This window comes from Chryseobacterium sp. JUb7, from assembly GCF_024806495.1.
Classification (GTDB): Bacteria; Bacteroidota; Bacteroidia; order Flavobacteriales; family Weeksellaceae; genus Chryseobacterium.
Map to the genome: position 1 here is coordinate 284,472 of NZ_JANUFF010000005.1, position 14,628 is coordinate 299,099.

The 14,628-nt window shown below is 36.4% G+C and carries 12 protein-coding genes and 1 riboswitch; all 12 genes read right to left on the minus strand.

Going from position 1 to position 14,628, the window contains the following annotated elements; translation table 11 throughout:
- Nucleotides 1-69 precede the first annotated feature (69 nt).
- Nucleotides 70-256: riboswitch (cobalamin riboswitch) on the minus strand.
- A gap of 268 nt (nt 257-524) precedes the next feature.
- Nucleotides 525-1,466 carry a transporter gene (locus tag M2373_RS12135; protein WP_259111005.1) on the minus strand — a complete coding sequence of 314 codons (942 nt, stop codon included), beginning with the start codon at nt 1,464-1,466 and terminating at the stop codon, nt 525-527.
- An 8-nt stretch (nt 1,467-1,474) separates the two neighbouring features.
- Nucleotides 1,475-2,518, minus strand: a complete 1,044-nt coding sequence (locus tag M2373_RS12140; RefSeq protein ID WP_259111007.1) for a cytochrome-c peroxidase — start codon at nt 2,516-2,518, stop codon at nt 1,475-1,477.
- Nucleotides 2,511-3,338, minus strand: a complete 828-nt coding sequence (locus M2373_RS12145) for an MbnP family protein (protein ID WP_259111009.1) — start codon at nt 3,336-3,338, stop codon at nt 2,511-2,513. The genes M2373_RS12140 and M2373_RS12145 overlap by 8 nt, the downstream gene beginning before the upstream one ends.
- A 249-nt stretch (nt 3,339-3,587) precedes the next feature.
- Nucleotides 3,588-3,956: a hypothetical protein gene (locus M2373_RS12150; protein ID WP_259111011.1), complete on the minus strand. Its 369-nt coding sequence runs from the start codon at nt 3,954-3,956 to the stop codon at nt 3,588-3,590.
- A 3-nt stretch (nt 3,957-3,959) separates the two neighbouring features.
- Nucleotides 3,960-4,634 (minus strand): superoxide dismutase, encoded by a 675-nt coding sequence (locus M2373_RS12155; protein WP_310468380.1) that lies wholly within the window; start codon nt 4,632-4,634, stop codon nt 3,960-3,962.
- A 92-nt stretch (nt 4,635-4,726) separates the two neighbouring features.
- Nucleotides 4,727-5,407 (minus strand): SCO family protein, encoded by a 681-nt coding sequence (locus tag M2373_RS12160; protein WP_259111013.1) that lies wholly within the window; start codon nt 5,405-5,407, stop codon nt 4,727-4,729.
- Entirely contained in the window at nt 5,394-5,669 is a 276-nt protein-coding gene (locus M2373_RS12165) for a YHS domain-containing protein (protein ID WP_259111015.1), read from the minus strand. The genes M2373_RS12160 and M2373_RS12165 overlap by 14 nt, the downstream gene beginning before the upstream one ends.
- Nucleotides 5,670-5,877: 208 nt before the next feature.
- The gene (locus M2373_RS12170; RefSeq protein WP_259111017.1) at nt 5,878-6,240 is read right to left on the minus strand and encodes a hypothetical protein; all 363 of its coding nucleotides are present in this window, start codon (nt 6,238-6,240) and stop codon (nt 5,878-5,880) included.
- A gap of 188 nt (nt 6,241-6,428) precedes the next feature.
- Nucleotides 6,429-8,381, minus strand: coding sequence for a heavy metal translocating P-type ATPase (locus M2373_RS12175; RefSeq protein WP_259111020.1), 1,953 nt, complete (start codon nt 8,379-8,381; stop codon nt 6,429-6,431).
- 45 nt (nt 8,382-8,426) lie between these two features.
- Nucleotides 8,427-8,846, minus strand: a complete 420-nt coding sequence (locus M2373_RS12180) for a Fur family transcriptional regulator (RefSeq protein WP_259111023.1) — start codon at nt 8,844-8,846, stop codon at nt 8,427-8,429.
- A 12-nt stretch (nt 8,847-8,858) separates the two neighbouring features.
- Nucleotides 8,859-10,082 (minus strand): efflux RND transporter periplasmic adaptor subunit, encoded by a 1,224-nt coding sequence (locus M2373_RS12185; RefSeq protein WP_259111025.1) that lies wholly within the window; start codon nt 10,080-10,082, stop codon nt 8,859-8,861.
- Nucleotide 10,083: 1 nt separating this feature from the next.
- Complete coding sequence (locus M2373_RS12190) at nt 10,084-14,448, minus strand: CusA/CzcA family heavy metal efflux RND transporter (protein WP_259111027.1); 4,365 nt, start codon at nt 14,446-14,448, stop codon at nt 10,084-10,086.
- Nucleotides 14,449-14,628: the final 180 nt, after the last annotated feature.

Below are 14,628 nucleotides of genomic sequence, written 5' to 3' on the forward strand. Positions count from 1 at the left end.
TACAACGACTAAGCGCAGTCGTAAACCACACAAAATCAATGATGTCCTAAGCTTTATTCCACGAAAGCGTCAAACGTTAAATCTTCTGGCAGGTCTTCTGACTTACTCCATTTTTGAAATCCTTCCCATTAAAAAACAGTGGATATAATCTTCAAAAACTTGTTTAGTGGAGCTTACAGCAGCGGGTCTGTTCCGGATTTTCACCGGATTCCCTTTTAAGCGCTTTTTATGGCTCACCAGATTTCGGCAAAGATAGAAAATAAATCATAGAATCAAAATCGAATTTAATTCTATGATTTTCAAGCAAATATATTTTAAAACTGGTTTAATAAAAAATCTTTTTTTAACGCAAAGTTTTCATTTTTTGTTGTGAATATTTTTAAGGAACAAAGATTAAATCAATTATAATTGATTAGAAGAAGCTTAAGTTCTTATCCATCGTTTCATCAAACAACTTCGCTGATCATCTTTTCGCCTTAAAATCAAGGGGTTTTTAAATAAAATCTTTGCGTTTTAATAGAAATTTAAATCCCAAAATTCAGGAAAATACTAAAACGTGATTTAGCCTCAATATCTCCTCCTGCCAAATTGGAATACGTAGGAAGCATGATTTCACTTCCCAAACTGAATTTCTTGTAAGAAGCCTCAAAGCCTAACTTTCCGTATAATGCACTTCCGGCTGTATTGGGTAAAACCTCATCAAATTGTTTATTCCGGTCATAGACCTCTCCCTGCAAACCCGCTTTTCCTGAAAAATTCACTTTTTCATTTGATAAAATCTGATAAAAACCTGTAGCTGCATAATTCCATTGATTTCCGAAACGGTAGTATTTTTTATTTTCAGTTTTTAAAGTGTAATCTGTATTCAGTAGAACAGCCAGTTTGTTTTTCTGAAATTTATAATTCAGAACCATCTGATAATCCCAACTTCCCGTTCCCAGCTGAAAACTCGGATTGACCCCCGAAACTCCTTTTTCATCAAATTTTCCCAACGGAACTTTTACACCAACTCCTCCATTCAGTTGATGGATATTGTCTTTTGAATTTAATAACTGATAAATCCCCATCAGATTTAAATCTCCGATTCCATTGATTTTAATATCTCCCTGCATGGTTTTCTTTTCATGGAAATGGAACGGTAAACTTGCATAAACACTCAGTTTTTTAGTTAATGGAATCTTCCCCCAAAGCTGAATGGTATTAAAATATTGATCCTGCGTCAAATCTTTTACAAAAAGGTTTTCTTTTGCTTTATAATGTTGGGCAAAATATTTAATCCCAATAAACTGAGGGTTCAATAATGATTCAAAACCTGATGAACCGTTTCCTGCAGCACATCCACAAGCATCACAATCATCAAAAACCATTGCGTGAAAATCAGTTGGAATATAGAGACTGTCACTGATTGTTTTAGCCTGAGCTAAATTCAATAAAATCAAACTTATAATTAAAAATATCTTCTTCATAAATAAAATTATTCTGCAAATTTTGGATTAGAGATAAAATTTTTATCAGACAATGTTTTCAGAAAAGCGATGATAAATTGTTTTTCCTGCGTATTCATCGCGATTCCAATATGTCCGTTTTGTTTTAATTGCGGATCAAGATTCGGATTATCTTCTACATTATCCGAATAGAAATTAAGCACGGCTTCCAAAGTATAAAATCTTCCATCGTGCATATAAGGTGCTGTGTATTCTACATTTCTTAAAGTCGGGACCCGAAATTTCATCCAGTCGTTTTGGTCAAGCGTCACCCGATACCTTCCGGCATCTTTAAATTGTGTGTTATAATACATTCCTGTATTTCTGAAACTCTCATCCGTAAACAATGCTCCGCTGTGGCAGGAAGAACACTTCTGTTGAAATAAATTCATTCCTTGAGCTTCATCCGATAAAAAATTTTCTTTTCCCAGTTTCACCCGGTCATATTTAGAATCTGCAGAAATCATTGTTATCATAAATTGAGATAAAGCTTTCAAAACTCTTTCACCTGTAATATTTTCATCTCCGTAAGCTTCTTTGAATAATTTTTTATATTTCGAATCTGAACTTAATTTTGAAATCACCTCGGGCATTGAACTGTCCATTTCATCTTCATTAGTTATCGGAATTATTGGCTGTTCATTTAGATTATGGATCACTCCGTCCCACATGTATCGTTTTAGAAAAGCCATATTCTGAATGGGCGGAGCATTCCTTATTCCTATTCTGTCATCAACGCCATGGCTCACTGTATGACCGTGATGGGTAAATGCATTTTCCTGAATATGACAGAAACCGCAGGAAATAGTATTATTTCGCGAAAGCCTTCCTTCATAGAATAATTTTCTCCCCAGTTCTACTCCATTTTTTGTAATCGGATTTCCTGATGTATCAAAAGTCATTTCCGGAAAGTACGATGGAAACGACAAATTGTAAATCTCATCTTTTTCCAGCGGCTCTATCACCTCATCGGAACATGATACAAAACTTAGAAAAGAAAAAAGAAGCACCCCTGTCTTAAATATTTTAATCATTGTGAACATGGTCTACTTTAAACATTTTCGTTAAATTATTCGTAACACTCACCAAATGCTGACCTGATCCCATCATCATGTCATTGGCAGAGGTCAAACTAAGTGGATTTTCTCCACTCAAATACTGATTGAGATCTGCTAAAATATGGATGGAAGGAGTAATTGTGCCTGTCACTCTTGCTGTAGTCGGAAGACTCAAGGTCACTTCACGGTAAAGATCCGGCGTTCCGTTAGCCGTTACATTCCCCATGTTTCCGGTATGATTCATAAATTCTGTGCCTTGAGAATTTGTGCCGTATTTCCCTTCCAGTTTTACAAAAACATAACCAGCGGCCCAAGACCATGACATTCCTTTAATTTTAGCTTTATTCCAGAATTCTGCCTGTCCGTCCTGTCCCAGCAGATAAGCATTCTGACTGATTCCTAAGCCGAATTTCACTTTTTTATAATTGTTTTTTGGGATCTCATTGAGATTAACATAAACTATTCCCGCAGCTGCATCAGCCTGGTCGATAATGAAAGCGCCTTTATCCGGATTATTTTCATTGTATTTGAACTCATTTCCGTTTTCATCAATCAAACTGATGTTGCTGATCACATATTTTAATGCAGAGAACTGATGTTTTTGCCCTTGTGAAGAAGTTTGGGTCGTTTGATTTAAAACAATATCTCCAAGATTATTAAACCCATTTTCGAATTTAAGCTGAATATTCCCGGTTGTTTCTGTTGATGAATCGTCTTCATCATTATTTCGACAAGAAACAAAAGTGAAAAAAGTAAAGGCAATAAGGCATAATGATAAAAATTTAAACATTTTCATTGTAGATTTTTTAAGTTGAATTTTATAAATAGAAATGATTATTGAATGGTTGAACATTCAATTTTTTTAAACTGCAAAAATTTGCACAGCATCAGTAATTCTCTTTATTATTCGGAGAGAATCTAAGCGGAGCTTTTAAAAGTTATTACGTGAAATTTTTTGCCAAGATCCCTATGGAATGATAACTACACGTTTATTTTAAAACAGATGCAAAACTTTTGCAGTTAAAACAAGATTTGAAAAATTTACTTAGAAAACCGGTGGTCGGAAAATATTTTTTAAAAACAGAAAAGAATATGCTGTTTCATAAAGAAAACTGAAACTTGAAAAGAAAGCATTTTCTGTTGTATTGATTCCGGTAATTTCAGGAAGAACATAGATATCCAGTAATTTTTGCCCTGAATTTTTTGTTTTATTTAAAGGAGAAGAATCGGCATCATTCGTCTTTGCAATTTGTTTGCTTACATAACATTTGCCGTTACAGTGAAGCTCGGGATTGCTTTTATTGATACACAAAACTTCGGAAATATAATCATAATTTACAGCATACTCCACCAATGGCACCAGAGGTCTGAATACCACAAATAAAGTGAGGAATATGCTGCAAATAAAGTTCATGAATTATTTTTTACTGATGGCTTCTTCGTATCTTCTGCTGATTTCTTTCCAGTTGGTTACATTCCAGATGGCAGTTAAATAATCAGCTCTTTTATTCTGATATTTCAGATAATACGCATGTTCCCATACATCAATTCCGAAAATAGGAGTTCCTTTTTCTTCCACTACATCCATCAAAGGGTTGTCCTGATTTGGTGTTGAAGACACGAACAATTTTCCGTTTTTATCCACAGAAAGCCAAGCCCAGCCAGAACCGAAACGATCTGCTCCCGCTTTGCTCATTTTTTCTTTGAACGCATCCATACTTCCAAAAGAAGAATTAATCGCTTTTGATAATTTTTCAGATGGTTTGGTATTTTTTTCAGGCGTAAGAACTGTCCAGAATAACTCGTGATTGTAGTGACCTCCTGCATTATTTCTTACCGCTGCCGGTAGCTTTGAAACATTCGACATGATTTGAAACAGAGTCTGTTTTTCCTGCGGAGTTCCTGCAATTGCCTTATTCAGGTTGGCAACATAAGCTGCTGCATGTTTTGAATAATGGATTTCCATCGTTTGGGCATCAATATTACCTTCCAAAGCATTATAAGCATATGGTAAAGGATTTTGCTTAAACTGTGCCAACGCAAACTGCGCCGCAAATACTGCACTTAAAGCAGCAATTTTCATAATCTTCATAACGTTTTGTTTTTTATGGTTTATATTTTGGATGGAAGTTTACGACTAAGTTGTTGATAACTTTCTTCTTCCATCATGTGGCTTCCCACCTCTTATTTCAACAATTTCTTAATATCTTCTATTAAAATTTCTCTGTCAGGATGATATTTCCCTGTCAGTTTAGGAGTTTTCCCTTCAGGATCTTCATAGTTCAATCCTGAATAATATAAAATTGGCATATTATCCTTATTATATCGGCAACGGATGTTTCCTTCTTTATCGACAAGAGCGATCATCCCGCTGTGGTTGAGGCTTTCGCTTTCATCTTCTTTATCTCCTACATAAATATTAAACTGATCTGCAATTTTCCCGATATAATCTCTGTTTCCTGTTAAAAAATGCCAGTTGGGTGATTTTGCACCAATTCCTTTGGCATGTTGTTTTAATAATTCAGGAGTATCATTTTCGGGATCTATACTGATGGATATGATTCCAAAATCAGGATTGCTGATCTCATCTTCAATAGCTCTCATATTGGTATTCATCACCGGACAAATCGTAGGGCACCTGCTGAAGAAAAATTCCACCAGATAAACTTTCCCGAGCATATCTTTATTGGTAATCCTCTTATTATTCTGGTCAGTCAGTTCAAAATCCGGAACTTTCATTACGGTATAGAGACTCTTTTTAAAATACCCCATTCCCACACCGATACCCAAGAAAAGCAGTGCAATAACTGCGATGGGAACAATGACTTTAGTCTTTGTATTATTGGGATTTTTATTTTTGGGCATATTTCTCAGGATTTTTCTTGAACTCGTCTTTACAGTAAGTACTGCAAAAACCGTACGTTTTATTTTTATAGACTGCCGTATCTTTCATATCGGGTTCAGTTGGCATATGACAAATCGGATCTGTCGCGTTGGCAAATTTCACTTTCTGGGCATTTGATTTTCCAGAAGTATTTGTTTTTTTATGCTTTACTTTAGGTGTTTCCTGGGCACAAGCCATTAAGGATACCGACAATAATGCCGTTAAAAGAATTTTTGATTTCATTTTAATTAAAATTGAAATTAATAATAGTAGTGAATGAAGCTGATTGGTTTTTAAACTGGAATTTAATATTATTTTAAAAACACCAGGCTCACAAAGTTTCTTTTCAAAAACTTCATACTTATACGCTCACAAGGGCGTTACGCTAAGCAATTGACCGCTAAGTTTATTTAATATTAAATTCGACTAAACATCCAGTTTAAAATATGATTTAAGCTAAAGGAGGATGAAATATTCGGGAAAAATATTCTGAAGTGTGAAAATTAATATCATCCGAATTTGGATTTTTTACAGGAATATCAGATTGATGTCTCCCTGAAAAAGAAAGAATTTCATTGGAAAGAAAAACATCCAGTCCCGCAATTTTTATATTTTGGTTATTGTTGGATTGTTTTTCTGTTTTTGCCAGTTCTTTCTCAACAAAACATTTCCCTTTACAAGTCGATTGAGGAACATTTCTATTTTCACAAAGATTTTTCACGATGTAATCATAGTTAACTGCATAGTTAATCAATGGCAAAACCGGGCGTAATGCAATCGTAAAAATAACGAATATGGAAATGAAAAATTTCAATTGTACTTCTGTTGTACAAATATACTACTGAATTTTGTTTTTATGAGGGATTTATGATGAAAGTCAGTTTTTAGTGGATGGGTTTTTGTTAATTGTGATGAGTTTTAATGAAAAAAATCCTTGTCAAGGTTTAGAACCTTGACAAGGATTTATAAAATACATTGCTTAAATATTTTATACTGTCCTCATTAAAACTTCATGCGTTGAATTCTCACAGCATTTAAAATAGCGAGCAAAGCCACTCCTACATCTGCGAAAACAGCCTCCCACATGGTTGCCAAGCCTCCGGCTCCAAGGGCGAGAACAATCGCTTTGATCGCAAAAGCTAAAATAATATTTTGCCAGACAATTTTTTTAGTCTGTTTTCCGATATTGATCGCCATTGGAATTTTACTGGGCATATCATCCTGAATGACGACATCCGCAGTTTCAATCGTAGCATCACTTCCGAGTCCTCCCATTGCAATTCCGACATCACTTAAAGCGACTACAGGAGCGTCATTTACCCCATCTCCGATAAAAGCTACCGTTTGATTTTTGGCTTTAATTTCTTTGACTTTATTTACTTTATCTTCTGGAAGCAAGTCTCCGTAAGCATTTTCGATTCTCAAACTGTCAGCAACATATTGAACAACGGATGTTTTATCACCACTCAACATTGTGGTTTTTACATTTAATGATTTTAATTTATTGATGGTTAATTGCGCATCAGCTTTAATTGAATCTGCAATAGTCAAATAACCGACAAATTTTTTCTCGTAAGCAACAGCAATTAAAGTATAGACAATTTTTTCAGGCTTGAGATCGTAATTGATGTTAAATTTATCCATCAATTTAAAATTCCCGACTAACAATTCCTTTCCGTTAATGGTTGCGCTTAAACCATGTCCGGCAATTTCTTCCACATTTTCCAATTGGACAGAATGGTCGACTTCTCCAACATATTCGTGGATTGCGGTGGCAACAGGATGTGAACTTTTACTTTCTAAAGCATTGATAAGTTTTAAAATTTCATCTTTATTAAATTCATTATTAAAATCAACTTCCTGTACTTTGAAAACACCTTCTGTCATCGTTCCGGTCTTATCCATCACTACGTTTTGAACATTCGCCAAAGCATCAAGAAAATTACTCCCTTTAAATAAAATTCCGTTTCGGCTTCCTGCTCCGATTCCTCCGAAATATCCCAAAGGAATTGAAATTACCAACGCACAAGGACATGAAATCACCAAGAATACCAATGCTCTGTACAGCCATGTTCTGAACTGATAATCATCAACAAACAAATAGGGCAACAATGTAATTCCAATAGCCAGAAAAACGACAATTGGCGTGTAAATTTTTGCAAATTTTCTGATAAATAATTCCGTCGGTGCTTTTTGAGCCGTTGCATTTTGAACCAATTCTAAAATTTTGCTCAACTTACTGTCTTTGTACGCCGTGGTAACTTTCACCTGACTGACGGTATTCAAGTTGATCATTCCTGCTAAAACGGTTTCGCCTTTTGTTTTGGTATCGGGCTTACTTTCCCCTGTTAAAGCTGATGTATTGAATGAAGCTGTTTGTGATAATAACTCTCCATCCAGGCCAAGCTTTTCCCCCGATTTTAACTGAATAATTTCTCCGATATTTACTTTTTCAGCTTTTACAGTTTGTGGTTTTCCGTCTTTTAAAATAGTTACCTCATCGGGACGCTGGTCGAGTAAAGATTTGATGTTGCTTTTTGCTCTCGTCACCGCCATAGCCTGGAAAACTTCACCTACAGAATAGAAAAGCATCACCGCAACACCTTCCGGATATTCTCCGATAGCAAAAGCCCCGACTGTCGCGATTCCCATCAAGAAAAATTCAGAGAAAACATCGCCGTTTGTAATGCTTTCATAAGCTTCTTTTAGAACAGGCAATCCAACCGGAATATAAGCAATTAGATACCAGACTAAGCGAATCCAGCCAGTAAACCAAGCGGGTTTTATATAATTATCTAAAGCAATTCCTATTAACAATAACGCAAAAGAACCTATCGCAGGAAGAAACATCTGAAACGTTGATTTGTCTCCCGTGTCATGCGAATGGTCGTGGTCGTGACCTTCATGACTGTGATTGTGTTCTTTTTTAGGTTTTGTACTGCAGCATTCTTCCATAACTGAATAATTTTAATCAAATTTAGTTTTAAACTTAATGCAATACTATTGCAAACTTTCGAGGCAGTTTTCACAGATTCCTTTGGCAAAAAGTCTTATTTCATCAATCCGGAAATTCGTCTGAATGTTTTCAGGAAAAGAAATGTCTTCTTTGCAGGTCGTCTGTTTACAGATTTTACAGTAGAAATGAAGATGCCAGTCTTTGTGTGTATTTTCATCACAGCCGTCATGACAAAGTTTATATTTTGTCGTTGTATTTTCCTGAATACTGTGAACAATTCCTTTTTCTTCAAACGTTTTCAGGGTTCTGTAAATCGTAGTTCTGTCAGCATTTTCAAAATAATTCTCAATTTCGGACAGTGACAAAGCCGCTTCCTGAGAACTCAAAAAATCATAAACCAGAATCCTCATGCTTGTAGGCTTTGTATTTTTATCTATTAATTTATTTTCGATATCTTTTTTCATGATGTTGGTCTCTTAATGTTCGTGCTCTCCTGAATTGGTCAGTTTTGCGTTAATAAAAAATGCTCCTTTTGCGGCAATTTTCGCTCCTTCCGGAATAAACTTCACTGGTGTAATGGCCGTGTACCCCATTTCTGAAGTTCCTTTTACCACTTCCACTCTCTCAAAGTTAACGGTTTTTCCGTTGTGCTTTTCCTGAGATTTTTCATCTTTATGCTCTTCCGTTTTTTGAGCGGTAACAAGAAAAATATAATCTTTTCCGTCTGAGCTGGTGATGGCCGTATTCGGAACTGCAGGCATTAGTTTATTATTTAAACTCACAACAGCCGTGGCATTCATTCCGTCGATTAAGCCGCTTTTGTTTCCTTTTACCTTACAGTGAATCGGAATTGTTTTACTTTGATTTTCAAAAGCCGTTCCGATGCTGTAGACCTCAGCGTCATATTCTTCCACAGGGCTATTCGTCAGTGTAAAATGAATTTTCTGTCCTACTTTTATCGATGGTAAATCTTTCTCAAAAACCTGTAAATCGAGATGTAAAGAACTGTTATCAACAATTTCTGCAACAGGAGATGAAACATCGATATAACTTCCGATTTGCAACAAAATATTACTGATCGTCCCACTGATTGGTGCGGTTACCACAAGTCCTGATTTTAAATTTGAATTCGAAACACTTCCGGGGCTGATTCCCATCATCTGGATCTGTCTTTGAAGAGAAGCCCTTTTTGTTCTTAATGTTTTTAATTCTGCTTCTGCATTTTGTAGATTTTTTTTTGCCCCGGCATCATTATCGAAAAGTTCTTTTTGTCTTCTGTATTCCTGTTCGGCAAAAGTTATCCGGCTTCCTGTCGTCAGATAATCTTCCTGCAACTGAATAAACTCCGGATTGGCAATTGTCGCAATCACCTGACCTTTTTTTACATAATCTCCAACCTGCACATTTAATGTTTTGATAACCCCGCCATACAGAGAAGTAGCATTTGCTTTATTGTTATTGGGTACACTCAGCGCTCCGTTGGCTTTGATAATGGCTGTCAGTTCCTTCATTTCAATTTGTCCGAGTGTTACCCCTACAGTGTTCATCTGCTCTTCTGTCAATGAAGCAATGGTCTCATTTTCATTTTCGGAATGTTCTTCAGTTTTCTCCTTTGTTTCTTCCGCCTTTTCATTTTTATTACAACTAAAAAGAACAATTGACAAAAGAATAAGGATGATGATATTTAATTTTAACTTCATTTTATTGATTAATTAAAGAGTTGATGTTAATAACAGTCTGGTTTACCTGTTGAATGGATTGCAGATATTTAAGCTCAATATCTGTAGCGGTCTGTAAGGCAAAAAGATATTCTACATAAGAAATCTCACCCGTTTTATAGCCTAACTGAGCGGCTTGGACGATTTTTTTTGCATTAGGAACCGCCTGATTCAGATAATATTGATATTGCTGAACATCCTGCTGATACTGATTCAACGAATTTCTTAGTTGAGCATCCAGCTGTTGCTGCTGAGATTTTGCATTGCTTTCTTCCATTTGTTTTTGCAGCTCCAGAGATTTAATTCTGGCTTTTGTCGCTCCAAAAGTCAGGGGAATCGCAACTCCAACGCTTACCGAATTGAATCTGTTTCCGGCACCGTAAAACTTTTCCTGGCCATTCAGAGTGTGAAAACCTATCAAAGACTGATTGGTATAGCCTATGCTAAAATCAGGTAATCCCTGCGCTTTTTCAACATTTTTATTTTTTTCCAGCACTTCCATGTTTTGCTTAAAAATCTGAATAGACGGATGATTGGCAACTGTTGTACTGTCCAGAAGATATTCTGCTTTTAAAGGCTCATAATGCTGAGAATAGGGAACTGAAAAGTCTTCGTCAGTATTTAGTAAAACCTTTAAGTTTTTATTCGCATTATTCAAATACACTTTATTTTGCTGAAGCAGTAAAATGATTTCCCCTTTCTGAGTTTCTGCTGTATTAATTTCAATTTTTTTGATATCTCCAGCTTTAAATCTTACTGTTGCTATTCTTATAAAATCACCATACAAACTGTCCAGATATTGAAGTTTGGTTTGATTATACTGCAGATATTCAATCTGATAAAAGTAACTTCGAACCTGCTTTATCAATTCATTTTCGGTGACTTGTCTTTCCAGTTTTTTGCTTTTAATTTCTGACTGAATCAGTTCTTTTCTGGCTTTAAACAGAGTCGGAAACGGAATACTTTGAGAAATTGCAAACGACTGGTCGAATTTCGGACTGTTGTATTGCCCCAACTGCGCGCTGAAATCTAATTTCGGGAGTTCTTTTGCTGTAGGCTTTAATGCTTCCGAAGATTGAATACTCAAGTCTTTTGACCTGATAGACGGATTATTTTTCTGCATCAGCTCTATCGCCTCATTCAAAGAAATCTCTCTCAAATTTTGGGCTTTAATGTTTGGGCTCGCCCATAAAAAACCTATCAGAATGATAACCGTTAAAGGCTTTCTGAAGATTTTATTTTTAAGATTAATTTTAGAATTAAAAATAATATATAACATCGGCAATACAAATAACGTGAGGAAAGTTGCTGAGATCAAACCTCCGATAACGACTGTTGCCAAAGGCTTCTGAACCTCAGCACCCGCACTTGTGCTCACCGCCATCGGTAAAAATCCGAACGATGCTACCGTGGCCGTCATTAAAACAGGTCGGAGCCTCGCTTTTGTTCCTTCAATAACCCTTTTGGACACACCGGAAATTCCGTCTTTTTCCAATTGATTGAAAGTTCCAATGAGTACAATTCCGTTCAGAACGGCCACCCCAAATAAGGCTATGAATCCGATTCCTGCACTGATACTGAAAGGCATCCCTCTTAACAAAAGTGCAAAAACACCTCCAATGGCACTCATCGGAATGGCTGTAAATATTAACAGCGCCTGCTTAAACGAGCGGAATGTAAAATACAATAACATAAAAATCAGTAAAAGTGAAATGGGAACTGCTATCATCAATCGCTGACTGGCTTCTTTTAAATTTTCAAACTGTCCGCCATAAGTAAAATAATATCCGGATGGAAGTTTTACTTCTTTTTCTAATTTTTGCTGAATATCTTTCACTACACTTTCCACATCTTTTCCTTTCACATTAAAACCAATAACAATTCTCCGTTTTCCGGCTTCACGACTGATTTGAGCCGGTCCCAGTTTATATTCAATATTGGCAACCTGTGATAATGGAACCTGAGTTCCGGTATTTGTGGGAACCATTAAATTACTGACATCTTCAATATCCGTTCGATACAAACTATCCAGTCTCACGACCAGATCAAAACGTCTTTCATTTTCGAAAATCTGTCCGGCAGTTTTTCCGGCAAATGCAGTACTCAATACATCATTGACGTCTTCTACATTTAAACCATAATTGGCAATTCTCGTGCGGTCATACGTTACATTAATCTGCGGCAAACCTCCTACCCTTTCAACCTGCGGAGAAGTAGCTCCCTCAACATTCTGAATCACTCTGCTCACTTTATCGGCATAAACAGAGAGAGAATCCATATTTTCACCAAATATTTTCACAGCAACATCTTGCCTAATTCCGGTCATCAATTCATTAAAACGCATCTGAATCGGCTGATTGGCTTCAAAGAAAACTCCGGGAATCAATTCCAGTTTTTCAGTAATTTCTTCTGCCAATTCCGTGTATGATTTTTTTGATTTCCATTCTTTCTGTGGCTTTAAAACAATGATTAAATCGGTAGCTTCCGGTGGCATCGGGTCTGTGGGAACTTCTGCTGAACCGGTTTTTCCAACGACCATTTTCACCTCATCAAACTGCCTGATAATTCTGGACGCCTGCATTGAAGTTTCAATACTCTGACTTAAAGAACTTCCCTGTGGTAAAATACAGTGAAATGCAAAATCACCTTCCTGCAACTGAGGAATAAACTCACCGCCCATTCTACTGAAAATTAATGCTGATATGGAAAATAAAACGACTGTAACAGTAACAATACTATATTTAATCTTAATTGCTTTCTGCAGTAAAGGCTGATATATTTTTTGCAGCCAGTTCATCATTTTATCGGAAAAATTTTCTTTATGTGATATTTTTTTCGAAAGAAAAAGCGCACACATCATCGGAATGTAAGTCAGAGAAAGAATCAAAGCTCCGAGAATTGCAAATCCTACTGTTTTAGCCATTGGAGAAAACATTTTCCCTTCAATTCCGGCTAGTGTAAGAATCGGAATGTATACAATTAAAATAATAATTTCCCCGAATGCCGCACTCCCGCGAATTTTTGAGGCAGATAAAAAAACTTCTTCATCCATTTCGCTCTGCGTGAGTTTCTGCATGGATTTTCTTAAGCCTAAGTGATGCAAAGTGGCTTCAACAATAATAACGGCTCCGTCGACAATTAATCCAAAATCAATCGCTCCCAAACTCATTAAATTGGCACTTACGCCAAATACATTCATCATTCCCAACGCAAATAAAAGTGATAATGGAATGGCTGATGCAACGATCAATCCGGCCCTGAAATTTCCGAGAAACAACACTAAAACGAAGATGACAATTAATGCTCCTTCCACCAGATTCTTCTCCACTGTTCCAATGGCGCGGTCGACTAAATCCGTTCTGTCTAAAAAAGGCTCAATAACAATATCCTGAGGAAGCGACTTCTGAATGGTCGGAATTTTTTCTTTTATTCTGTTGACCACATCATTGCTGTTGGCGCCTTTCAGCATCATTACAACACCTCCAACCGCATCGGTCTGACCGTTATACGTCATTGCTCCGTATCTCGTTGCATTTCCGAAACGGACATCGGCAACATCTTTAATAAAAATCGGAACAGCCCCGGAATTTTTCACCGCAATATTTTTCACATCCTCCAATGAAGTTGCCAGGCCTATTCCACGAATGAAATACGCATTCGGTTTTTTATCAATATAAGCGCCTCCGGTATTCTGATTATTTTTTTCAAGAGCCGTAAAGATATCCGAAACACTTACTCCCATTGCTTTTAACTGATTGGGATTAACGGCAACTTCATATTGTTTTAATTCACCTCCAAAACTGTTGACCTCAGCGACGCCTTCTGTTCCATATAACTGCCGGGCAACAATCCAGTCCTGCATTGTCCGGAGGTCTTTTGCATTATACTTCTTCTCACTTCCTTTTTTAGGGTGTAAAATATACTGGTAGACTTCACCTAATCCTGTACTGACAGGTGTCAGCTCAGGAGTTCCGATTCCTTTGGGTATATTTTCTTCGGCCTGTTTTAATCTTTCATTGATTAACTGACGGGCAAAATAGACATCTACTTTATCTTTAAAAACAACAGTAATGACCGACAATCCGAAACGCGAAATACTTCTGGTCTCTTCAATATCCGGAACATTGGCAATGCTTTGTTCAATTGGAAAAGTCACCAATTGTTCGACTTCCTGTCCTGCCAAGGTTGGACAAACGGTAATAATCTGCACCTGATTATTGGTGATATCAGGAACGGCATCAATGGGAAGTTTTGTGGCACTCCACACTCCCCAAATAATGAGCAGCAAGGTCATTATTCCAATAACAATCTTGTTTTTAATACTGAATTTTATGATTTTATCTAACAAATTGAGATTTAATTTGTGATTGTCTGTTTTGATTGTTCTTTTTTAACGCAAAGAGTACAGAGATTTTCTTTAACGACTAATCTTGTTTAAGTTCACAAAGGCGTTTCAATTAGCAAAGACAGACAACCGGTTAATTTTAATTGAAAAATATTTTACATTTCATCTTATTGAATTAGAATA